At 51.5% G+C, this 20,767-nt stretch carries 16 protein-coding genes; 5 read left to right on the top strand and 11 right to left on the bottom strand.

Annotated features, from left to right (window positions below; translation table 11 throughout):
• Nucleotides 1-329: 329 nt before the first annotated feature.
• The 4 genes from G536_RS0123740 to mce all read right to left on the bottom strand — a co-directional run bounded on the left by G536_RS0123740 (nucleotide 330) and on the right by mce (nucleotide 3,453).
• Complete coding sequence (locus G536_RS0123740; RefSeq protein ID WP_022826109.1) at nucleotides 330-1,748, bottom strand: CCA tRNA nucleotidyltransferase; 1,419 nt, start codon at nucleotides 1,746-1,748, stop codon at nucleotides 330-332.
• A gap of 187 nt (nucleotides 1,749-1,935) precedes the next feature.
• The gene (locus tag G536_RS29620) at nucleotides 1,936-2,217 is read right to left on the bottom strand and encodes a hypothetical protein (RefSeq protein WP_022826108.1); all 282 of its coding nucleotides are present in this window, start codon (nucleotides 2,215-2,217) and stop codon (nucleotides 1,936-1,938) included.
• 120 nt (nucleotides 2,218-2,337) lie between these two features.
• Nucleotides 2,338-2,916 (bottom strand): L-threonylcarbamoyladenylate synthase, encoded by a 579-nt coding sequence (locus G536_RS0123730; protein ID WP_022826107.1) that lies wholly within the window; start codon nucleotides 2,914-2,916, stop codon nucleotides 2,338-2,340.
• Between the two features lie 135 nt (nucleotides 2,917-3,051).
• Nucleotides 3,052-3,453, bottom strand: a complete 402-nt coding sequence (mce, locus tag G536_RS0123725) for a methylmalonyl-CoA epimerase (RefSeq protein ID WP_022826106.1) — start codon at nucleotides 3,451-3,453, stop codon at nucleotides 3,052-3,054.
• A gap of 168 nt (nucleotides 3,454-3,621) precedes the next feature.
• Between mce and G536_RS0123720 the strand changes: the two genes are divergently transcribed.
• The 4 genes from G536_RS0123720 (at nucleotide 3,622) to G536_RS0123705 (ending at nucleotide 6,289) form a co-directional block, all read left to right on the top strand.
• A complete protein-coding gene (locus G536_RS0123720) occupies nucleotides 3,622-4,836 on the top strand; it encodes an IscS subfamily cysteine desulfurase (protein WP_022826105.1) in 1,215 nt (404 codons plus the stop codon).
• A gap of 96 nt (nucleotides 4,837-4,932) precedes the next feature.
• Nucleotides 4,933-5,349 (top strand): Fe-S cluster assembly scaffold IscU, encoded by a 417-nt coding sequence (iscU, locus tag G536_RS0123715; RefSeq protein WP_022826104.1) that lies wholly within the window; start codon nucleotides 4,933-4,935, stop codon nucleotides 5,347-5,349.
• An 81-nt stretch (nucleotides 5,350-5,430) separates the two neighbouring features.
• A complete protein-coding gene (locus G536_RS0123710) occupies nucleotides 5,431-5,841 on the top strand; it encodes a hypothetical protein (protein ID WP_022826103.1) in 411 nt (136 codons plus the stop codon).
• 121 nt (nucleotides 5,842-5,962) lie between these two features.
• Nucleotides 5,963-6,289 carry a HesB/IscA family protein gene (locus G536_RS0123705; RefSeq protein WP_022826102.1) on the top strand — a complete coding sequence of 109 codons (327 nt, stop codon included), beginning with the start codon at nucleotides 5,963-5,965 and terminating at the stop codon, nucleotides 6,287-6,289.
• Nucleotides 6,290-6,377: 88 nt separating this feature from the next.
• Here the strand turns inward: G536_RS0123705 and G536_RS31880 are convergent, their stop codons facing one another.
• From G536_RS31880 to murI, 7 genes are all read right to left on the bottom strand, one after another.
• Nucleotides 6,378-7,775 (bottom strand): T9SS type A sorting domain-containing protein, encoded by a 1,398-nt coding sequence (locus G536_RS31880; protein WP_084708836.1) that lies wholly within the window; start codon nucleotides 7,773-7,775, stop codon nucleotides 6,378-6,380.
• Between the two features lie 170 nt (nucleotides 7,776-7,945).
• Complete coding sequence (locus G536_RS31160; protein WP_169515156.1) at nucleotides 7,946-12,433, bottom strand: beta strand repeat-containing protein; 4,488 nt, start codon at nucleotides 12,431-12,433, stop codon at nucleotides 7,946-7,948.
• A 219-nt stretch (nucleotides 12,434-12,652) separates the two neighbouring features.
• Entirely contained in the window at nucleotides 12,653-14,653 is a 2,001-nt protein-coding gene (locus G536_RS32545; RefSeq protein WP_169515155.1) for a T9SS type A sorting domain-containing protein, read from the bottom strand.
• Between the two features lie 2,260 nt (nucleotides 14,654-16,913).
• Nucleotides 16,914-18,092: a glutathionylspermidine synthase family protein gene (locus G536_RS0123680; protein WP_051167083.1), complete on the bottom strand. Its 1,179-nt coding sequence runs from the start codon at nucleotides 18,090-18,092 to the stop codon at nucleotides 16,914-16,916.
• 29 nt (nucleotides 18,093-18,121) lie between these two features.
• Nucleotides 18,122-18,808, bottom strand: coding sequence for a Cj0371 family chemotaxis-regulating polar lipoprotein (locus G536_RS29605; RefSeq protein ID WP_022826096.1), 687 nt, complete (start codon nucleotides 18,806-18,808; stop codon nucleotides 18,122-18,124).
• A gap of 156 nt (nucleotides 18,809-18,964) precedes the next feature.
• Nucleotides 18,965-19,237, bottom strand: a complete 273-nt coding sequence (locus G536_RS31870) for a Kelch repeat-containing protein (protein ID WP_245575881.1) — start codon at nucleotides 19,235-19,237, stop codon at nucleotides 18,965-18,967.
• A gap of 197 nt (nucleotides 19,238-19,434) precedes the next feature.
• Nucleotides 19,435-20,250 (bottom strand): glutamate racemase, encoded by an 816-nt coding sequence (murI, locus tag G536_RS0123665; protein WP_026880530.1) that lies wholly within the window; start codon nucleotides 20,248-20,250, stop codon nucleotides 19,435-19,437.
• 162 nt (nucleotides 20,251-20,412) lie between these two features.
• Between murI and G536_RS0123660 the strand changes: the two genes are divergently transcribed.
• Nucleotides 20,413-20,646 (top strand): hypothetical protein, encoded by a 234-nt coding sequence (locus tag G536_RS0123660; RefSeq protein WP_022826093.1) that lies wholly within the window; start codon nucleotides 20,413-20,415, stop codon nucleotides 20,644-20,646.
• Nucleotides 20,647-20,767: the final 121 nt, after the last annotated feature.

Raw genomic sequence — 20,767 nt, 5'->3', positions numbered from 1 at the left:
ACTAATTCCACATGTACCGTACATATATTTGTCACTGAAGATTTAATTATCATTACCAGGCAACGGTACAAGTTTCATCTGCATCTATGCTGTTGATGAATTGAAAAAAGAGGGTCTAAATTTTTCTGGTGAGTGAAAGGCCGACCCCTCGAGGAAGCTCTTTTACTGGTCGTGCTGCAACCGACCAGTGAGAGGCTTCCTCAATTTTTTTCAAGCAATTGAGTAGCTGAGTGCGTTAGTTTGAAAGTTGCGCCGGATGTGAAAAGCAAAAGGGTTGTCATGCTGCGCACAGCATGACAACCCTTTTTTTGCCTTACTCAAATACTAAACTATTCTGCTACTCTTTCCAGCCCCTTCTGCTGACCTAGCGCCAGCAGAAGCGCAAAGGCCTCGTCGTACTCGTTGCGCACTTTGCCTTCCAGAATGGCTTCCAGCAACGCCTCTTTCAACTCTCCTACCTCCCGGCTGGGCTTAAGGCCGAACGTTGCCATGATAATTTCGCCGGTAATAACGGGCTTGAAGTTGCGCAGGTGGTCCTTCTCCTCCACCTCTTTCAGCTTCTGCTCCACCACATCGAAGTTGCGTAGGTAGCGGTTTTTCCGGTCGTAGTCTTTGCTGGTGATGTCGGCACGGCACAGCAGCATCAGTCGGTCGATATCGTCGCCGGCCTCGAACAGCAGGCGCCGCACCGCCGAGTCCGTCACGATTTCCTTGGATAACACGATGGGCCGCAGATGCAGCCGCACTAGCTTTTGCACCTGGCGCATTTCCTCGCCCAGAGGCAGCTTCAGGTCGGTAAAGATGCCAGGAACCCAGCGCGCACCTTTGTCTTCGTGCCCGTGGAAAGTCCAGCCCACGCGCTTGTCGTAGCGCTTGGTGGCAGGCTTGGCAATGTCGTGCAGGATAGCTGCCCAACGCAGCCACAGGTCGCCACCGGCTGTTACCACGTTATCGAGCACTTGCAGCGTGTGGTAGAAATTGTCCTTGTGCGCGTGCTGCCCAACTTTCTCCACCCCGTAGAGCTGCGCCATCTTTGGAAAAATAAGCTGGAGCAAGCCGCACTGAAACAGCAGCTTGAAGCCGTAGCTCGGCTTCGGAGCCATAATAATCTTGTTCAGCTCAGTGGTAATGCGCTCCTGCGACACAATCTTGATGCGCTCCTTGTTGCGGGCCAGCGCGTCAAACGTGTCGGGCTCGATATCGAAATCCAGTTGGGTGGCAAACCGAATGGCGCGCAGCATCCGCAGTGGGTCATCGGAGAAGGTGATGTCGGGGTCAAGAGGCGTGCGGATGGTGCGGCGCTGCAAGTCGCCCATGCCGTCGTAGCGGTCCACTAGGGCCCCAAAATCAGCGGGGTTGAGGCTGATACCAAGGGCATTGATGGTGAAGTCGCGCCGGGCTAGGTCTTCTTCCAACGTACCGGCTTCCACTTCCGGCTTGCGACTTTCGGCCCGGTAGCTTTCCTTGCGGGCGCCAACAAATTCCACTTCTATTTCCGGTGTTGGCAGCATAGCCGTTCCGAAGTTCTTGAATACCGTTACGCGGGGCCGACCGGGCAACTTACGGCCTACTTCCTGTGCCAGCCGGATTCCGTCGCCCACGCATACCACATCCACGTCCTTGCTTTCGCGCTCCAATGCTAGGTCGCGCACGAAGCCCCCAATCACATAAGCTGGGTAGCCTAGCTCGCCAGCAGCTTCGGCAATGGTGCGGAATAAAGGAAGGTCGGGTAGTTGCGGGGTTTTCATACATCGGTAATTATGCAGCAAAGGTACTCCGCAACTCGCATTGCGTGGAACCTAAGCGTTTTGCTTGGCGCAGGCACCGTATTAGGTCCGATACCAACAGTGCCCACTTTTCTGCCTCTAAGGCAATAAAAAACTCCCCCGGCATGAGTGCCAGGGGAGTTTCTGTAAGCTTATAAGCAGAGCGAAATTACTGCTTAGCAGGGGTTTCTTCTACCAGTTTGTCGGCGGGCTGGTTGCGTACGGTGGCCGTGTCGCCAGCTTCTGGAGCTACTTCCGATTTCACTTCGGCAGCGGCATTGTCGGTGGCATTTTCTACAGCATCACCAGCTTTATCAGTGGCGTTAGCAGCGTCGGTGGCGGCGCTTTCGGCAGTAGCTTCTGCGTTTTCTTGGGTTTTCTCCGAGCAAGAAGTCAGAGCGAAAGGAGCAAAAGCGGCCAGAACAAGCAGGGATTTAACAGAGAATTTCATAGTCGAAGTCGAATGTTTTTGTGGAAGATTCTCTGTTTATACCTCGCTGTACTGGAAAGTAACCCACCTGCTGTCAGATTCTCTTCCCTACCTCTAGGCTCTGACCCACTACGGATGAGGTTAATCTCGCAGCACTTCCATCTCGCCGTCGTCCAGTACGCGCACCACCCGAGAAGGAGTAGTGCGGCTGGTTTCATCCTGCCGCCAATGCACTACGTAGTCGGCGCCACGCACTAGCGCAGTATTTACTTCAGCATACAGCCCCGGTGTTGGCTCACCACTCAGGTTAGCCGACGTCGAAACCAAGCCGTGGCCCAAGCGCCGTACTACTTTGTGACAAAACTCGTCATCGAGCACCACTCGCAACCCAATGGTACCATCGGCAGCTAGCAAGCTGGGCGCTAAGTGGCGGCTACCCGGCACCACGTAGGTAGTGGGCTTCGACTGCGCGGCCAGTAGTTTTGACAGGTGCGGCGGCACCACCTTGGCATAGCGCGCAAACATCACCTCGTCGGCCACCAGCACAATGCACGATTTCTCCGGCGGCCGCTGCTTCAGCTTGTACAGGCGCTCTACGGCAGGCGGCACCTCGGCGTCGCAGCCTAGCCCCCACACCGTATCAGTAGGGTACAGAATGACTTGCTGCAACAACAGCGCATCCACGGCGGCATCCACTTCCTGACGAAAAAAATTGCTCATACTTTAGAAGTTGATTGTTAGATGTTGGTTGTCGATTACTGATGCTTAAACTATTACGACAGCAAAGAGCTCTTTTTTAGAAAGTCTCTACCCCCCTCTTCTATTTGCAGCCAGTAGCCATTGGCAATCAACAACTCAAATACTTTGGCAAAGCTCCACCAATACGCCGTTGGCGCTTTTCGGATGCACGAAACACACCAGCTTGTTGTCGGCCCCGCGCTTAGGTTCTTCGTTGAGTAGCACAAAGCCAGCCGCGCGCAGCCGCTCCATTTCCGCTCTAATATCTTCTACCTCGAACGCCATGTGATGAATACCTTCCGGTTTTTTGGCCAGATATTTTGTAATGGCGCTATCGGGCGAAGTGCCCGCTAGCAATTCCACCTTCGAACCGCCCACCTGAAAAAACACGGTATCCACGGCTTCACTGGCTACATGCTCGCGCTTATAGGGTTCCTGCCCTAGCAGTACCGTGTATAGTTTGGTGGCAGCTTCCAGGTCTTGCACGGCCACGCCTATATGTTCCAGATTCGTTAGCATAAGCACGGTGGCAGATATAGCGCTGCTTCTTTGGATTTGTTCTACTTTTGCAGGACCAAAGTAAAACCAGTTCGCGGATTTTTGTGTTCTATCTGCAAATGAATAGCCTCTGGTTTTCTTTGGTACCCTTTGATTTCCAGATTTCCTTTGAAACCTGCTTAACGCGCCATGCTCAAGCTACCTATTTACCTCGATAACAACGCAACTACGCCCCTCGATCCGCGGGTGCTGGAAGCTATGATGCCGTACCTGACCGAGGTATTTGGCAATGCAGCTTCGCGTAACCACCCATTCGGTTGGGCTGCGGAAGAAGCAGTTGACTACTCGCGCGACCAAATTGCGGCGCTTATCAACTGTGACCCCAAAGAAATCATCTTCACTTCCGGTGCTACCGAGTCCGACAACTTGGGTATCAAAGGGGTGTTCGAGATGTATTCCCAGAAGGGCAACCATATTATCACAGCTACCACTGAGCACAAAGCGGTACTTGATACGTGTAAGCACATTGAGAAGCTCGGTGGCCGCGTGACGTACCTGCCTGTTAATTCAGAAGGCCTCATCAGCCTCGAAGAGTTGGAAGCCGCCATGACGCCCCAGACAATTCTGGTAACTATCATGTATGGCAACAATGAAACCGGCACTATCCAGCCCATCCGTGAAATTGCTGCCATTGCACACAAGCACGGCGCGCTCTTTATGAGTGATGCGACCCAAGCAGTAGGTAAAATTCCAGTGGACGTTATTGCTGATGGCATCGACCTGATGGCTTTCACGGCACACAAAATGTACGGTCCAAAAGGGGTTGGCGCTTTGTATGTTCGGCGCAAAAACCCACGGGTTAAAGTAACTGCCCAAATGGACGGTGGTGGCCATGAGCGGGGTATGCGCTCCGGCACTTTGAACGTACCTGGCATTGTAGGCTTGGGCAAAGCTTGTGAACTGGCCCGCCTGGAAATGGTAGCCGACACTGAGCGCCTTAGCAAGATGCGGGACCGGCTGGAGCGTGAATTACTGACGCTGGAAGAAAGTTATGTGAACGGGTCACGTGAGCATCGTCTGCCGCACGTAGCCAACATTTCTTTCACCTACGTAGAAGGCGAAGGCCTAATGATGGGAGTGAAAGACCTAGCTGTTTCGTCGGGTTCGGCCTGTACCTCAGCTTCTTTGGAACCTTCTTACGTATTGAAAGCACTCGGCTTGAGCGACGATTTGGCCCATAGCTCTTTGCGCTTTGGTCTGAGCCGTTTCACAACCGACGAGCAAATCGATTACGCTATCAACCACGTAAAAGAAGCCGTGACCAAACTGCGCGAAATGTCGCCTCTATGGGAGATGTTCAAAGAGGGCATCGACCTGAGCAAGATTGAGTGGGCTGAGCATTAATAGTTAGAGCTTGCAACTGGGAGCTAAGCATATTGCATTAGTTCTCAGTATAGGTTCTGAGTCGTAAAATCTGACATCTAATTTCCTTAAAAAGCCATGGCTTACTCCGATAAAGTAATCGACCATTACAGCAATCCTCGCAACGTAGGTACGCTGGACAAAAGCAAAAAGAACGTCGGTACCGGCTTGGTAGGTGCCCCTGAGTGTGGTGACGTAATGCGCCTGCAAATCGAGGTTGACGAAATCACCAATACTATCACCGACGCTAAATTCAAGACGTTTGGCTGTGGCTCTGCTATTGCATCTTCGTCGTTGGCTACGGAATGGCTAAAAGGCAAGACGGTAGACGAGGCGTTGGCTATTGACAACATGGAGATTGTGGAAGAGTTGGCTTTGCCGCCGGTGAAAATCCACTGTTCAGTGCTTGCTGAGGATGCCATCAAGTCGGCTATCAATGACTACCGCGTGAAAAACGGTATGCCAGCGTTGGAAGAAGCCAAGTCGCATCACTAAACTTTAAGTAATTGGCTGCTGGCTGTTAGCTTTCTCAGTACAAAAGCTAACAGCCAGCAGCCAATTGCTAACAGCTTAGAAATGGACGTTTCTGCTTCCGACATCCACGTTGAAAGTGCCCGTATTCAGCAACAGATTGAACGGCACTTGGGAATGGGTCAGGGCAGTTTATTGTTCGAGTTTCGGCAACTAGACGGCCAGACGCGGCTAGACCTGATTACGGTGAATCCGCGCCATCAGCAAAGTTTCCTGTTTCGCTACGAAGTAGGCTACGACCGGCTGGATGTGCTGCGTAAGATGCTAGTGTATGTGCAGCGCTACCGTGATACGGAAAGCTCCTACACCATTCAGTGGCGGGCCCGCGGCGAGAAAGAACTGCAAACCTCGTATTTCCGCGCTCATAACGCATACGAGGCCCTTGACAAGCTCTATTACGGCCGCGACTTGAACATAATTACCGTATTCAGCGTGGTGCTGAATCCATCCTCTTAAGTTTAGTTATTGAAGATTCTAGGGCCTTAGCGGTTTGATTCTTTGCTCCGAAATAGATCAATCAGCAGCGACAGAATAGCATCTAGGCTCACAAATCTTTGAGCTCCTAAGCATCAAAATCATGATTACCGTTTCAGATAAAGCCAAGGAAAAAGTTGAGAGGCTCATGCACGACGCGGAGCTTGACGCAACATATCGGCTGCGGGCCTCAGTGGCGGGCGGTGGTTGTTCGGGCCTGAGCTACAAGCTTGACTTCGACAATGAGGTAAAGCCCATGGACCAAGAGTTCGAGGACAAAGGCGTGCGGGTAGTGGTAGATATGAAAAGCTTCCTCTATCTGGCCGGCACTGAGCTTAATTTCTCGGATGGCCTCAATGGCAAGGGCTTTTACTTCGACAACCCCAACGCCTCCCGCACCTGTGGTTGCGGCGAAAGTTTCTCGGTATAGCCTAGCGCTTACACCAAGCCATAAAAAACAGCGCCCCGCTCTTAATTGATAAGAGCGGGGCGCTGTTTTTTATGGCTTGATGTAAAGTTTATTGTTCACGCATGAAGCGCTGTACAATGCGTCCAGCAGCTGATTGCAGTTCCAGAAAGTAAGCACCTGTACGCAACGATTGCATATCTACAGCACTGCCGCCTTGTGCATCGCCCATGAGTACAGTCTGACCAAGCGTATTGAGCACGCGGTACTTCACGGCACCCAGAGCGGCGTTCAGGGTCACTTGGCCGGTAGTGGGATTCGGAAAGAAAGCACCAGCCGTGAGGTTCTCTTTATGCCGCACAGTAGCTACCGGCGAGAAAGACTCAGTACCATCAATGTCGAGTTGGCGGAGGCGGTAGTAGCTTAGGCCGCCTAAGGGCTGCTCATCGAGCCACTCGTAGCTGTGACTCCGGCTGCTGGTACCCTGTCCTGCTACACGGCCAATCGTTTTGAATTCATTAGGGGTGCTGCTTCGCTGAATTTCGAAGGCTGCATTATTCTTTTCAGAAGCCGTGGCCCATTTTAGCTGTGTGCCTTTCTCAAAAGCTTCAGCCGTGAAGCTTTTTAGTTCAACGGGAAGTGGAGCGCTACTGCTGATTACTACATCGTCAATTACCCAGCGACTGTTATTACTAGAGCTAGATAAAGTAATTCTAACAGTAGCATTGGTTAGTGAGGGGTTCGACAGGTTTATTCGTACAGTGCTGTAATTGACAGTAGTTTGAGGACCAGATCCAGCTATCAGAACCTGATCAGGTGATCCATCGCCGTCATAAGCCCCTAAACTTGCACTTGGCCCATTAGAGAAACCGAACGAGTTGTTTGAACTTGGTATTAGCTCAAAAGTATCATAAAAAGTTGCTCCCTGATCAGGGCTTATAGCCACTCTTACGTAATCACCTAAACTAACTCCACTGTTTCTTGGCGTTAAGCCAAACGCGGCCAATCGAAATTCCAAAAAATTTCCTGACGTGGAGGTGAAAGAAACCGGATTAAATGTTAAAACCGAAGTAACTCCTCCATTGGCTCCATCAAGGGACAACGATAAAGGTCCAGAAGTAGTTACTGGCACATTAGCCGGCACATCATTACCTCCTGACCTCCCACCAATTATTGCCAAACGGCTTCCTGTATTTCTGTAACCAAGTTGGTTAGGTCCTCCATCAAAATTCTGCGTAATTGATGTTGAACCTTGAGCTTGAGCGGCATCAATCGTCAATCCTAGCGCAGCAGCTAAAAGCAGGGTGTTAGGAAGCTTAAGTTGTTGAATAAAAGAGGAAAAGTTTTTCATACTGTTGCAGGTGGATATGTCAATTTTTTTATAAATAAAGTTAAATAAACAACAAATACCGCAACTCTTATTATGATTATTTTTTGTCTTGCTATAACCACTTATCTGCTTCGCATAGGCAGTTATATTATCAATACCATTTTTTCCAAAAAAGACCATCCCACCTGATACATATGCAATTGCCTTTCAGCAGAATATAGTTTATCAAGTAGTAGATAAATTATACTGTATTGCTTCCTAGTACAATAACCAGCGTCATCAGATATAGCCTACTTCTCTCGCTATTGAGAGAGGTAGGCTATACCTGAATTAGTAGCAGGTGCGCTACTTTAATCCGCTTTTGTGAACTTGCGCACTATGCGTCCGGTGCTAGAAATTACTTCTAGCTGATACAATCCTACCGGTAGCGACGCCACGTCTATTACGGTGGTAGTGCCAGGAACCTCGCCGGTTAAGACTACGCTACCCGTTGTATTCAATATCCGGTAGCGCGTATTAGGGGCTGGCACCACAACCGTAATCGTCGTTTGGGCTGGTACGGGATACAGGGCCAACTCCTTTTCTGAAGTGAATGTTACAACTGGCGAGAAGTTTTCGTTGCCATCAATGTCGAGCTGGCGGAGGCGGTAGTAACTGATGCCGACAACAGGGTTTCGGTCGAGAGTAGCGTAGTGCTGTGGTCGGCTGCTTTGCCCTTGGCCGGCCACAGTAGCCACAGTAGTGAAGTGGCGACTATTAGTGGAGCGTTGTACTTCAAATGCTGCGTTATTCGTTTCCGAGGCGGTAGTCCAGCGCAATTCTACACTCTGTGAATTGCGCCGCGCCGAGAAACTAGTAAGCACCACAGGTAGCGGGTTGGCTATTCCGGCGGTGCTGGCTAATGCAAAGCTACTGAATGAGGTGAACGGCGCCGACACCAGAGAGGTAGCCGTATTGCGAGACCGACTAATACTGCTCCAGCCGCTACCATTGCTCTTGGCCACTACAAACGTTGGATCGGTGGGGTCTGTCACACCGTCATTGCTTCCAAAGCTCAGTTCGATAGTTCCCTGGAATGTATTAGCCGGCGGCACCGGGCTGGGTGTCACAGTATAATAGCGCACTCTCGACACGCGGGTAAGGGTACCAGTTAGTACTTGGTCGGCGGGGGCGCCTTCCTGCTGCTCGGCGGTGTAGGTGGTTGTTCCGGCAGGGGCAGTGCTTATAGTGAGGGTCAGTGGCCGATAGTGGCCGCCCTTACCTATTGGAAACGTAACGGTACCGGTTGTAGCTACCTCGCGCGCTAGGGGCCCACTTATGAAACTGCCGGAGGTATTGCTTACAGAGCCGGCAACAGTTAATACGCTGGCAGCCGTGGTAGCAACTATGCCGCTGGTCAGCACGAGGCCACCGTTTACACGTAGCGGGGTGGCCAGCGTCAGGCCGGATGGATTGTCTACTACCACGTCCACGTTGGCTCCCAGGCCTGAGCTGGTGGATGAAGTAGGAGTAATCAGGGCCGAGCCACTGATAGTTTGGGATGCAATACCGTTGAAAACCAGTTGCTGAGTGGACGAACCGGCTGGGATAAATCGGAAAGCCCCCATATTAATTAAATTGCCACTCAACCTAACACTGGCATCCAGCGAAATCGTGAGGGTGACATTGGCATCGATGCTAAGGTTGCCACGGACTACCAGGGCGGAGCCACCCGATGATACATAGGATTGTGCAGTGGTGGTAGTGGCCCGAAACGCGAGGCTACCGAAGGTGCGGCCCGAGGCAGAGATAGTTGCCGAACCGGAGTTGGTATCAAACTCGAAAAGACCGGTTTCCGTACCGGCCCCCGCTGACAGATTTTCAATCAAAGCCGTGGCGCTGCGGATCGTTCGGTGCACGTATCGGCCGCCATTGTAGATGATGAAGTTTGGGCCACTAGCCGTTACGTCAACCGGAACAGAGCCGCCGGTAGTCGAGCCGGAATTATTAATGAACGTGGCGCCGCTGTGCAATACAAAAGCCGCTGCTGAGTTGGTGAGACGCAGATAGTTACCGGCCGTGTTTGTGCTCGGTAAAATGGCTGTAATGCTGGGGCCACCTCCAGGATTGATAACGAACGAGCCTAAGCTTAGCGTGCCGCTAGCCGCTGAGGGCAGCATAATGGTATATGCACTGGCTACTACGCTATGGTCGAGTAGTACGTCGTCGTTGGTGGTAGGCACTACGTTGGTAGTCCAGTTCTGCGCATCGGCGAAGCTTGCGCCATCTCCCCCACCATCCCAGCGCACTAAGCCTGGTACCGGGTTAGCAGTACCGGTAACTTCCACCTCAGCCCTAGCGCCATTCACGTCGTGTAGTACAGGGGCTGATGCAGTAGTACCTGGCGTAGCTCCCGCCAAGAAGCGCACCCACACCTGCTGTGTAAGCGTGCCGGTAGCAGTAGCGGTAGCAGTTTGCTGACTGGCGAAACCAGCGGCCGCCGAAGTAACCGACACCTCAAACGAAGCCGGCGCAGTAATAGTCACGGTGCTATTTGCCCCGAGCATAGCCCCATCGAGCGTGTAGGTTTGGGCCGCGGCAGTGGTGTTGACCTGGGTGGTGAAGCTTAGAATAGTTGCCGAGGTAGTAAGTACCGGCGTGGTATTGATTGCAACGGCACCATACAGGTTCACTTCATCTACGCTGTAGGTGCCGGCGTTGCTGGCGCTGGCAAAAGCGTAAAATCGGAAAGCCACACCCGTTGTCAATCCACTGAAGTTATTGAGGATTATCGTTTTCAACCCTCCTCCAACGGTTCCGCTAGCTATAGCCCTTGCGTAGTTATCTAGGCTAGACCGGATTTCATACTGTACAGGGCCGGTTGCCGATGTCTGATCCACAAAGGAAAGGCTAGTGAGTTCGGCTTGGTAACCGGTAGCTGGCGCGAAAGTGAATTGTACGTAGCGGTTCAACCCAACGCTGGTAGTCGTAGGCCAGTCGTTGGAGTTGTAACGGCCAGTGCCAGCAGCGGCCGTTACCCCGACCCGGCTAAAGACTGTACCCGTCACGTTTGCGGCCTGAATGGAAGGACTGTCGCTATTCGCAAAATCATACCCAAGCAACGGTGGTACCGCTGGAACAGCCTGCGTAGTGGCTATCTGGTCGGTGCCGTAGCCAGTACCAGCACTATTGGTTGCATAAGCAGCTATGTAGTAAGTGGTTCCCGGCGTCAGGTTTCGCAACGAACTAGTGTAGCTCCCAACACCCGAACTGGCCAGTTCATTGAATACTCCGGCCGCTCCCAGCCTGGGGCCAGGCGCGGTAGCATACACCACTCCTCGCGCCGTGATGGTAGCATTTCCGGTAGCTATTACGTTACCACCCGTTTCGGCGGTAGTAGCAGTGATAGTGGTAACGGCAGCGGTAGTAACCGTAGGAACCGCCAAGGCCGTTGCACTCAAAAGAATTTCATACGCTGCCTCATCGGCATCATTGCTGTTCACTATCAGGCGCGCGGTTTTAGTGCCAGCGCTGGTTGGCGTAAACACCACAGAATAGTTGCTGCTTCCTGCCGCTCCAATGGTAGCGGCTGGCTGCATGGTAACCGCAAACTGCGACGCTCCCATGCCCGCAAGTATCACTGGGGGCTGGCTGGTCAGGTTCAGCGCAAGCGTACCAGTGTTTTGAATCGTGAAAGTTCGGACATCCGTGCCTCCTACCGCAGTGTTACTGAAGCCAGCGTACGTAGCACCATTCAGCACGTCAGCACCTGCTTGCTGTATATTGATTTCCGGGGCCGCGGACAGCGCCAGCGTACGAACGTCCAACTTAAGCGGGGTAGTTTGCAGATTAGGCACCAAGTCTTCCGCTACCACATACACATCATACTCCGTGGCCGCAGTCAGGCCGGTTATCTGGCTGGTTTGGGTGGTGTTGGGAGCAGCCACCGGAATATTGCCGCTAAACGACGCTGCGACAGGCGTGTTAATGGCCGTCTGAGCATTCTTTACTTGCGTGGCAGTCGGTGCGGCAGCGCCATCCGGCAATACTATATAATAGGCGGTACCAGCCTCGCTGAGGCTGTTCAACACAGAAAAACTAGTAACCGCAATACTGCCAATAGCGGGGAAAGCCGCAGTGAAGCTAGGCGGAGCGGTATCGGCGTTGGCAGGTGTCAGTCCCGCCGTAACCGACAAGTCATCTATTGCTAGCCCATCATTGTCGCCCGTAGCGTTAAAATCCAGAAAACGTAGCCATACCCCTCCCCCATTCACAATGGTAAGCCCAGTTATAGTGTAGGTTTTAGAAGTTTTATTAGCGGCGGCATTTCCATCAAGCGCTCCTATGGCGCCCATTGCAGTAGGCGCGTTGAAGTCAAGCTGGTCAACATCAATGTAGCTACCGTTGGTGAGGTTAATGGCGTTGGTACTATACTGACATTCGAGTCGGTCAGGTCGATTCGCTGCACCAAGGCGATACTGCTCCCCAGTATAGCTGATAGTGAGCTGGTTGATGGTTTGGCCTGTGTTATTGGTGTATGCTACTCCAAAAACAGAAGCAAATGTTGCTCCGCCCGATATACTTCCCAGAGCCCGGTCGGTGGCCCCAAGGGTACTACCAAAGCTGTATGTGTCAGCCGTTGCACCACTGCCAGTGTTGATGGTATAGCTGGCGTTAACAGCGGAACTTGTACCGGTCTCGCTGAAAAATACCCCATTGGGTAATATTGAAGAGGTGGCTGCGGTGGCTGCTAATCCGTTGAAATTCTCTGTTACAGGAACTCCAACCGTTGTTATAGCCTTCGCTTGTCCCACTCCCACTCTAGGATGCAAGGCCAGCAGCAGAAAGGTGAAGGACACAAAACGAAAATAAAAAGCTTGACCTATTGTATATATTCCAGACATACGCGAAAGACAGAGAACCACGAAGTGTAATGCCTTGACTATCAATTAGCCTAGAACGTTATAATGGTATTACCCCACAGCAATATATCATTTTACTATGACTATCTGTAATTTAACCATAAAAAAAGCCCTCTACTATGGTAGAGGGCTTTTATAGCTGAGTAGTAGAACGAATTAGTTCTTCACTACTTTACGGGTTACTTGTTGGTCGCCAGTGCCTACTGTTACAAGGTAAGTACCAGACTGCAACTGGCTTAGGTTCACCTCGCCAGTAGTCGGCAGTGTTTGTGCACGTACTACACGACCGGCCAAATCAGTGATGGTTATTTTCTGGGCTACACCTGCTTGGGCTTGTGGCAGACTGATGGTAAGGGTGCCAGAAGTTGGGTTTGGATAGAAGTTGACTTCGGTCAGACCAGCATTCTTCACAATCACCACTGGTGAGTAGCTAAACTTGCCATCGTTGTCAACTTGCTTGAGGCGGTAGTAGCTCAATCCAGCGAATGGCCGCTCGTCTACGGCCTCATAGGTAGAGCGGGCAGTGGTAGTACCGCGTCCTTCTTTGAAGAGCAGCGTTGTAAACTGCTGCCCGTTCTGGCTGCGCTGCACTTCAAAGCCCCGGTTGTTCTTTTCAGAAGCCGTTACCCAATTTAGGTTCACCTTTTCGTTGCGCAGTTGCGCTGTGAAAGATACCAGTTCCACTGGCAGCGGTAGCTGCACCGTTACCGGCAGGTTTGGAGTCTTGTAGTTCTCTGCGCCGCCTACCTGGTCATTGTTGTACTCGAACCCAAAGAAATAATAATTCACGTTGGGGTCGAGGTTGGTAACCACTGCTGTAGGAGCCGAGCTGGCAAACACCACATAATTGCCATTGATTTGGGTACCATCTCCGTAACGGTTGTTACCAGGGTCATACGAAGCAGCGTCTTGTGGAAAGAAGCCAACTCCCAGTGTGCTGCTAGTGCTAGCAATAATCAGTCGGTTCTGACCAAAGCCAGCAGCTTCAGGATTGCCTGGGAAAGGGGAGCTATCCTCTTGCGTGAATACCAACGTTACGCTAGTGCGGTCTGCCGACCGAGTTACGGTACCCGCTGACTGGCGCGTAGGCTCTATAGCAATAGAATTGCCTTGTAAGCGTACCCGGGGTTGATCAGACTCTACATTGGAGTTGATGTCTACAGTCCGAAACAGCAAGTCAGCCAGCGCCGAGCCTACCCGCGTTGGAGCATAGCGCACATACAACGGACGACGCGCAATACTGTCATTGGCATCGGGAGTATACGTTACTTGCGTGCTGAAGTCATTGGCATTTCCAGTAAGCGAAATTTCAAACTGTGGTGTACGGCTGGGGTTCAGCGGTGACTCTGCTCCTTGCGAAGGCTCAGGGTCTCGTGGCACCCGGATGGTGAGCGTGTTTCTTACCCGGGCCGCCACTACTGTCAGAGTCTGAACACCAGACTTGGTAAATTTCACTTGGTTTGTTACCGATGTGAACAGTCCACGCACCAATACTTCCGGTTCGCTGGAGCCGTTTACAGAAACGAACTGAGTGCGAGCCGGCGAACTGCTGTTAGACACTACCTGTCCCCGGTTAGTTTGCGCACCTGGTGGATAGTAACGGACATAAATTGTAGTTAGGTCTACGTCGCCATTCTGCGTAGGATCAGCGTTGCCACTCTTTGGAGTCAGAACGATGGAGTTGCCAGTATTGGTGCCCAGGCTGCTGAAACCGGCAGCTCCGGCCGTAAGCGAAATCTGGAAAAACTGGGGCGCAGTGATAGTAAGGTTACGAAGCAGGTTATCGGCCGAAACGTTGTACGACTGAATGTCGGAAGGAACACCAGGCGCCGTACTGAATTCGCGCAAACGGGCATTAGTAAGAGAGATATCCGAAATACCGCCGCTTGGGTTACTGGCTGTTACGTTTACTATCACGTTTGCAGCGTTGGCGCTGCTAAGCGTAATAGTACCAGCAAACGAATTGATAGGTACCGTAGCAACCAGGCGTACCTCAATGGTTTGGTTGGTGATGTTACCGAATGAGTTTGGCGTAATGGATACGCTGCTCCCAAAGCTACCACCGGCTGTTGCATTTCTGATTTCAATGTTAGCTACGGATGGCGTCAGCACTAAGGGCTCCCCTAAGCTGGTAGCACTCACTGTGAAGCTTTCCACCTGAGCAGAGCCACTGTTCGTTACCGTGCCAAATGCCACTGTAGTTGGCGTTGCATTGATAACAGGAGTAGATGGAGCAGCCGAACCAGAACCGCTAACAGCTACATTTATTGAAGCTGAACCAGCAGTTGCTCTTACGTTACCAGCAATGGCACCTGTAGTGCCAGGCACGAAACGAACATCAATAGTGGCGCTAACCCCTTTATTCACCAAAGGAATAGTAATTGGGTTAGGCGAGAAAGGATTGTTACCGACACGAATTTCGTAACCTGCTGGCGCAGATACGGTTACATTACTGGTCAAATCCTGGCCTTCTAGCTGAAAGGACTGCGCAGGTGAACTGGTACCTACTGTTTGAGGGCCAAAGCTCAGAGAAGTCTGGTCGGATGTAAGAGAAGGAATGGCAGGCGTCGCCGGGCCAAGTACATCTATACCACTAGCAGGCGTGACATCTGCACCAACGCTAGCTACAGTTATAACGCCGCTTACGTTACTTGGAGGATTAGGAGCCTCATTGCTGGTCGGAGCAAACTGAACTTCAACTATTGCCGAAGCATTGCCAGCAGCATTAGGAGTAACTGCAACAGTTTGGCTGAATACACTACTAGTCCCAATGCGAACCAAGAAACCACTTGGGGCAGTTACGACTACATCGTCTGTCAGATTACTGCCCGTTAAAGTAAAAGGCTTCGGCGCAGAGGTTGCGTTTACAGCTGTATTTGGGAAATTGAGAGCAGTAGTGCTAAGCTGAATAGTTTTGGCCAGGCTGTTTACTGTTACGTCGTCTAGACGAAACTCTTTGTTGTTGTTGGTAACTGCAGTAGCCTGAGCTGTACGCACGAAATTAAATGCCAGTGAGTTGACATTAGGAATCGACGTCGTAACCGTGTATAGATTCCAGGCGAAGTTGTTGTTAGCGGCTGTGAAGTTCGTGGTGCGGGTATAGCTCAAATTAGTAAGAGCACCACCATTAGCAGAGTATTGCACTACAAAATCGCCAGCTACAGGGGCAGCCCCACGGTATGTATACAAGCCAAAAGTCAATTCTACTCGCCCCAGAGCAGAAGTATTAATATCACGGATATTAAAATTCTGGGGAAGTACCTGAGTACCATTTACAGGTGCTCCATAGAAAATAGATACCCCGCGCGAGGCACCAGGATAGTTATTGGAAGCAGCCGCAGCAGTAGTAGCTATTAATGCATTACCAGAATACACGAATGTACCCCTATCGGTACCTAATGCGTCGTAAGCGAAGCCCCCTTTGTTTGTGTAGGAAGTAACTGTTTCGCGCGACACACCATTTACACCACTGTCGCTCATCGGCTCAGAGAAAGTTTGGGCTTTCCCTGCTAGCGATGCTGATAGAAGGAAAAGCAATACCACCCAAAAAGGGTGATTTTTCGTCGGGCGTGACGCAGGTATCTGGTAGTGAGGTTGCAAGGCCCGGCGCATGGTACGCAGGTAAGAGTGACTCATAATGGTATGAAAAATTGGGAAGGAGTTACAAACAGAAAACGAAGTGACTAAAGGAGTAGCTTCTAATGAAGCTGAGGCTAATTACGAGAGATACATATGGATAGATTGTTAAATTTCTTAGATGTTATAACATTTTCTATAGAATTGCGCAGCCTTAGCGTTTCACGAATTGTTCATCTATCGTGCCAATTGCTTTCCTACTCTGTATGCTTAAGAGAAAATTGCTTTACGCTCATCAGTTACATCCGGCTCCGTCCTAACAACTATTTAAAACTGTGACTCTTTGCGTGCAAAAATGCAGCATTTTTTACTCTTCACCTATCTACTTTTATTAAAAAAAACAAATTTTTAGTTAGGCAACCGTTACACGCATAATTAACCCCTATTTAGCAATTTGCGGTTATCAATACTACATGCGCCGCTTATATAACGGAACTATCAATAGTCAAATTTTTTCACAAAAATATTAAATTACACAAATATCAAGGCTCTCTTGTGTGTATATGGCTAAGTACAACTAGGATTGATTAATATTCACTTTTTTATAAAAATAATTTTATTTTTTACTAAGAAACATAGCGTTATAATACATCGAACGAAGCTATTTATATGATTATTTTTATGAAATTTATCAACTATTTAATCATGTATTAACACATGATTAGAAATCAGATCTACTTGTACTTATCTATCTACACAAGCCTTATTAATATATTAAATCATTTTTAACAATACCTAAATATATTCTTGTTTTCAAAATGTTGTACATACACCTGTTTGCTCAAGTGAGCAAGTGGGGTACAAACTCTGATAAATTGGTAATGAATCCTGTTTCGCGGCGGAAGCCAATAGCACAAGCACTACCAGCCCAGAACACTCCAGCCTGATAATATCGCCCTTGCTGATCTTGTGGTAAATTGGCAAAACGTTGGCGCACCTGAGGTTGGTGAGAAAATTCGCCTGGAATAGCTTGACCTGGCTGCGTACCGATTAGCTCCGTCACATTCTGGCCTTCGCGCCCGAAGAGCGGCTTGCGCACATAGCGCCCTTCTAAATCGTCAAGCGAGGCTTCCAACAAAAGCGGATGGTATGGGAAGTTCTGCCACAGCCAAGCCAATATGCCTTTGCTTTGAAACAGGAGAGTATAGGCCGGATTAGCAATAATAAGGTCGCGGCTTTGAAGCAGTTGGACAAGATCCGCGGTTAGCTCGGGCTCTTCTTCCGCCAGAATTTCCCAAGGCACCAGCTTGAACACGAAGGCAAACCGCTGCCACTTACCGGACTCTACTTCTGCCCAAGCCCCCCGCTCTTCCCCCTGTACTGACACGTTCATGGCGTCAACAGAGCATACATGCGTCAGTTCGAATCCTGCCTCGGTGGCAGCAGCAGCCAGAACAGCACAGTTAGCTGCGTCTTCTTCGCTCTCAGGCAGATGCACCAGCAACAAAGTTGGCTCTAAGTCGCGGTTGAGGTCAAGCCATTGCGCTAGCTGGCTTTGCAATCCTTCAAATAACCCATTGGCCTGCCGCTCATCATCGGCTTGGCCGGCGGCTATTAAACTAGCCCATTGCACCACTGCTGTTTCAGGTAAGCAAGTGGCCGTATCGGCGTTGAACTCAAGCAGCTTGGGGCCGTCGGGCGTGTCGGCAATATCGAAGCGGCCGTAGAGGTGCCAGTGCCGGTCGTCGTTCCAAGAGTGCCGCACAGCAGCCCACAAGTTGTTGGGCACAGCCAATACTCGTAGCAATTCGTCGGGAATAGGATCGGGAATAGACTGCACCATCAACTCGTAGAGCGTGTCGGCGGCTTGTAGCAATGTATCGGCCGTAGCCTCGGGAAGCTGCACGGCCTCCCGAGCTACGTAGTTCTGGCAGGCATCTTCAATGGCCCAGTCCCAACCTAACTCCCGCACAGCTGGGCCGATGTCGCCGGTAAGTGGCAATAGTTGTATCTGTGTCATAAACGTACCTATTACCTATATATAAGATACTAGCCCCCGAAGCCCCTGCTGCTGGCGCGGCTGCCAAAGCCTGAGCTCCGCCCTGATGGCGCGCTGCTCCGCACGCTACTATTGCGGCCAAAACCGGTGGTGCGCACTACGCTAGAACTGGGTCGTATGCCCGAAGTAGATGAGGTGCGGTTGCCACTGAAACCACGCCCAAAAAATCCCCGGCCCTGGTCTCGCTCCTGGGCTACCCGGCTGCGCCAGCTATTATTTTGCTGAATAAGCCCCGGATTGGCGTAGGCTCCCACGTTAGGCGTAAGAAAACGACCGGCCATGTAGCCAATGCCACCCCACATTAAAATATCCATCATGCCGGTGCCGCCGGCGCGGTTTTCGGGATAGGCGCGGCTGTAATCCTGCATCTGCTTTTGCAGCGCCTGACCTTGCAGCGTATCCACCTTGCCATCGAAATGCTTGAGCACGGCAGCCACTTGTTCTTTGCCGGCGGGCCGTTCGGCCGTTATTTTCCACTCGCCAGGCTTTACTTCCGTCATTTCGGTAATAACTCCCTCGGAGTATGAATCGCCGTTGCCGCTGCTCCAACTGTCGGAGGTATTTTCGGGTTCGGAATTGCCGGAACAGGCGGGCAAGCCTACGCCCAAGCTGGCAGCCGCAGCTACCAAAAACATGTTACGGCGCCAGTCGCCGAGGCGGAAGTATGGTTTGTTCATAGCAAAGGACTACTTAATAGCTGGGCTTGGTTGATGATTCGAGGTAGTTAACGCAAAACCTACAATTTCATCTAGCTTCAGCTACCATTCATGAGCAATTTTCAAGGGTATTGGTTGCACCTGCTTGGCTGGCTGTGGCTTTTATAAGCCGCAAAATCACACTACCAGAACGCAACACGGGCTGGCGAAAACAGATTTCGCCAGCCCGCAGGTGGTTGTTTTGAAACGATTTGATGGGCCGTCGGCTAGAGAAACCACGTCGTAGCGGGCAGAGCAAGCGAAGTCGGCTTTGCGGGTCCAGGTGTTGGCGCTGGGGTCGTACTCCCAGAAGTCGTTGAGGCGGTTGACGCCATCGTAGCCGGTGCCCATGTAACCTTTGCCGTTTGCCTCAGCGTGACCAGCAGCATTCGGGGGTGATTTATAGGGCAAGAAGTAGGGAGGTTGAACAGCTGAGGGAGTACCAAACCAGCCAGCAGAGTTGCGGCCCTGCTACTTGGCCTGAGCACTTTCACTCACCTACACAAGCCTACCGGCTCCCCTGCCCGCCTCCAAAACACTATCTGCCAACCCTCCCAATTCCTAGACTTTTCTCCCTATCCATCCGATAAGCCGGAGCCGCTACGCGCCTATTCCCAGAGCGGATAATGCTCTAGGTGCACTTCCTGCTCGAAGAAAATGCGCGTGCTTTCCTCGAACGAGCGGGTGAAGTCGGAAACGTAGAAATGATGTGCCGGCGGCGTTGGTTTCGGCTCAGCGGCTAATTGGTGGCTGATCAGGTAGCTTTTCACATGGGCGGCCACCACGTCGGAAGCGTCCAGCACTTCCACGTCGTTCTGGTAAAAATCGGCTATCTGCTGCTTGATGAGCGGATAATGCGTGCAAGCCAGCACCAGCGCCTCAATGCCCGCCAGCGCCGGGTTGGTAAGGTAGGAGCGGATGATGCTGTCGGAAATGGTGTTGGCAAAAAAGCCTTCCTCAATCATTGGAGCCAGCAGCGGCGTGGCTAAGCTTTGGAGCCGAACCCCCGCGTCCAGGTCATCTATTTTCTTGCGGTACACGTTGCTGTTCACGGTTTGCTTGGTCCCGATGAGGCCTACCGTGCGGCCGGCATAGGCTGCTCCCACATGCGCCACTATCGGGTCGATGACGTTGAGCACCCGTGCCTTCGAGCCCACGTACTCGCGCACCAACTCGTACGCCGCCGCCGAGGCCGAGTTGCAGGCAATCAGAATCAGCTTGCATTGCTGCTTGAGCAACAGGTCGCAGATTTTGACGGAATAGGCCTGAATGGCAGCCGTAGATTTGTCGCCGTAAGGCAGGTGAGCGGTGTCGCCGAAGTAAACAAGCCGCTCGTGGGGCAGCTCACGGGCCACGGCGCGGGCCACGGTCAGCCCGCCGATGCCACTATCGAATACGCCGATGGGGCGAATGGTAGAATCCATAGGTAATGCGTAACAACTGATGAGGTTCCGGCCCAACGCCGCAAGCTGGCGGGCCGTCCGCCACACAAAGTTGCCGGTTTCCTCCAACTCCGCCGGACTTCAGGAGCGCGTGTTAATTATTAATTGTTAATTAACACGGAAATTCCTTGCTTATTCGTGCTTATGAGCATCATTCTGGAAGAAATCAACAAGGCCCTGGAGGCTTTCGATTCCACTCAGGGCCGCCCGGTTGCCATTGAACTGGGTGAGCGGAAGTACACGCAGCTCGTGCTGGATGTGGCGCATCTGCACGGGGCCGGCGGCGAGCTGACGCACAACACAGGCCGGCCGCTTGCATACAAAGGGCTGGAAATTCTGCGTGACGATGTGCACGTAGATCGGGTACGGGTAATATAAACCTGAAGCTTATTGACGCCAGATTACTGCATGTGCGCAGTCGGGCAGAATTCGCCGTGTTTTTGGCTTGCCCGAGGGCGTTGCAGCTGTTTCTTTTTTATAGCGTTACGCTTAGAGCTTG

This window comes from Hymenobacter norwichensis DSM 15439, from assembly GCF_000420705.1.
GTDB classification, from domain to species: domain Bacteria; phylum Bacteroidota; class Bacteroidia; order Cytophagales; family Hymenobacteraceae; genus Hymenobacter; species Hymenobacter norwichensis.
The sequence above is the reverse complement of the archived record's forward strand: the minus strand, read 5'-3'. Positions and strand labels throughout refer to the sequence as shown.

Excerpts from the sequence above, each read along its gene's own strand:
- G536_RS0123740 (WP_022826109.1), bottom strand. The coding sequence starts at position 1,748 with ATGAAAACCCCGCAACTACCCGACCTTCCTTTATTCCGCACCATTGCC.
- mce (WP_022826106.1), bottom strand. The coding sequence starts at position 3,453 with ATGCTAACGAATCTGGAACATATAGGCGTGGCCGTGCAAGACCTGGAA.
- G536_RS0123705 (WP_022826102.1), top strand. The coding sequence starts at position 5,963 with ATGATTACCGTTTCAGATAAAGCCAAGGAAAAAGTTGAGAGGCTCATG.
- G536_RS0123720 (WP_022826105.1), top strand. The coding sequence starts at position 3,622 with ATGCTCAAGCTACCTATTTACCTCGATAACAACGCAACTACGCCCCTC.
- G536_RS29605 (WP_022826096.1), bottom strand. The coding sequence starts at position 18,808 with ATGAACAAACCATACTTCCGCCTCGGCGACTGGCGCCGTAACATGTTT.
- G536_RS0123660 (WP_022826093.1), top strand. The coding sequence starts at position 20,413 with ATGAGCATCATTCTGGAAGAAATCAACAAGGCCCTGGAGGCTTTCGAT.
- G536_RS0123730 (WP_022826107.1), bottom strand. The coding sequence starts at position 2,916 with ATGAGCAATTTTTTTCGTCAGGAAGTGGATGCCGCCGTGGATGCGCTG.
- G536_RS0123710 (WP_022826103.1), top strand. The coding sequence starts at position 5,431 with ATGGACGTTTCTGCTTCCGACATCCACGTTGAAAGTGCCCGTATTCAG.
- G536_RS29620 (WP_022826108.1), bottom strand. The coding sequence starts at position 2,217 with ATGAAATTCTCTGTTAAATCCCTGCTTGTTCTGGCCGCTTTTGCTCCT.
- G536_RS31880 (WP_084708836.1), bottom strand. The coding sequence starts at position 7,775 with ATGGTCTTTTTTGGAAAAAATGGTATTGATAATATAACTGCCTATGCG.
- G536_RS0123680 (WP_051167083.1), bottom strand. The coding sequence starts at position 18,092 with ATGACACAGATACAACTATTGCCACTTACCGGCGACATCGGCCCAGCT.
- murI (WP_026880530.1), bottom strand. The coding sequence starts at position 20,250 with ATGGATTCTACCATTCGCCCCATCGGCGTATTCGATAGTGGCATCGGC.
- iscU (WP_022826104.1), top strand. The coding sequence starts at position 4,933 with ATGGCTTACTCCGATAAAGTAATCGACCATTACAGCAATCCTCGCAAC.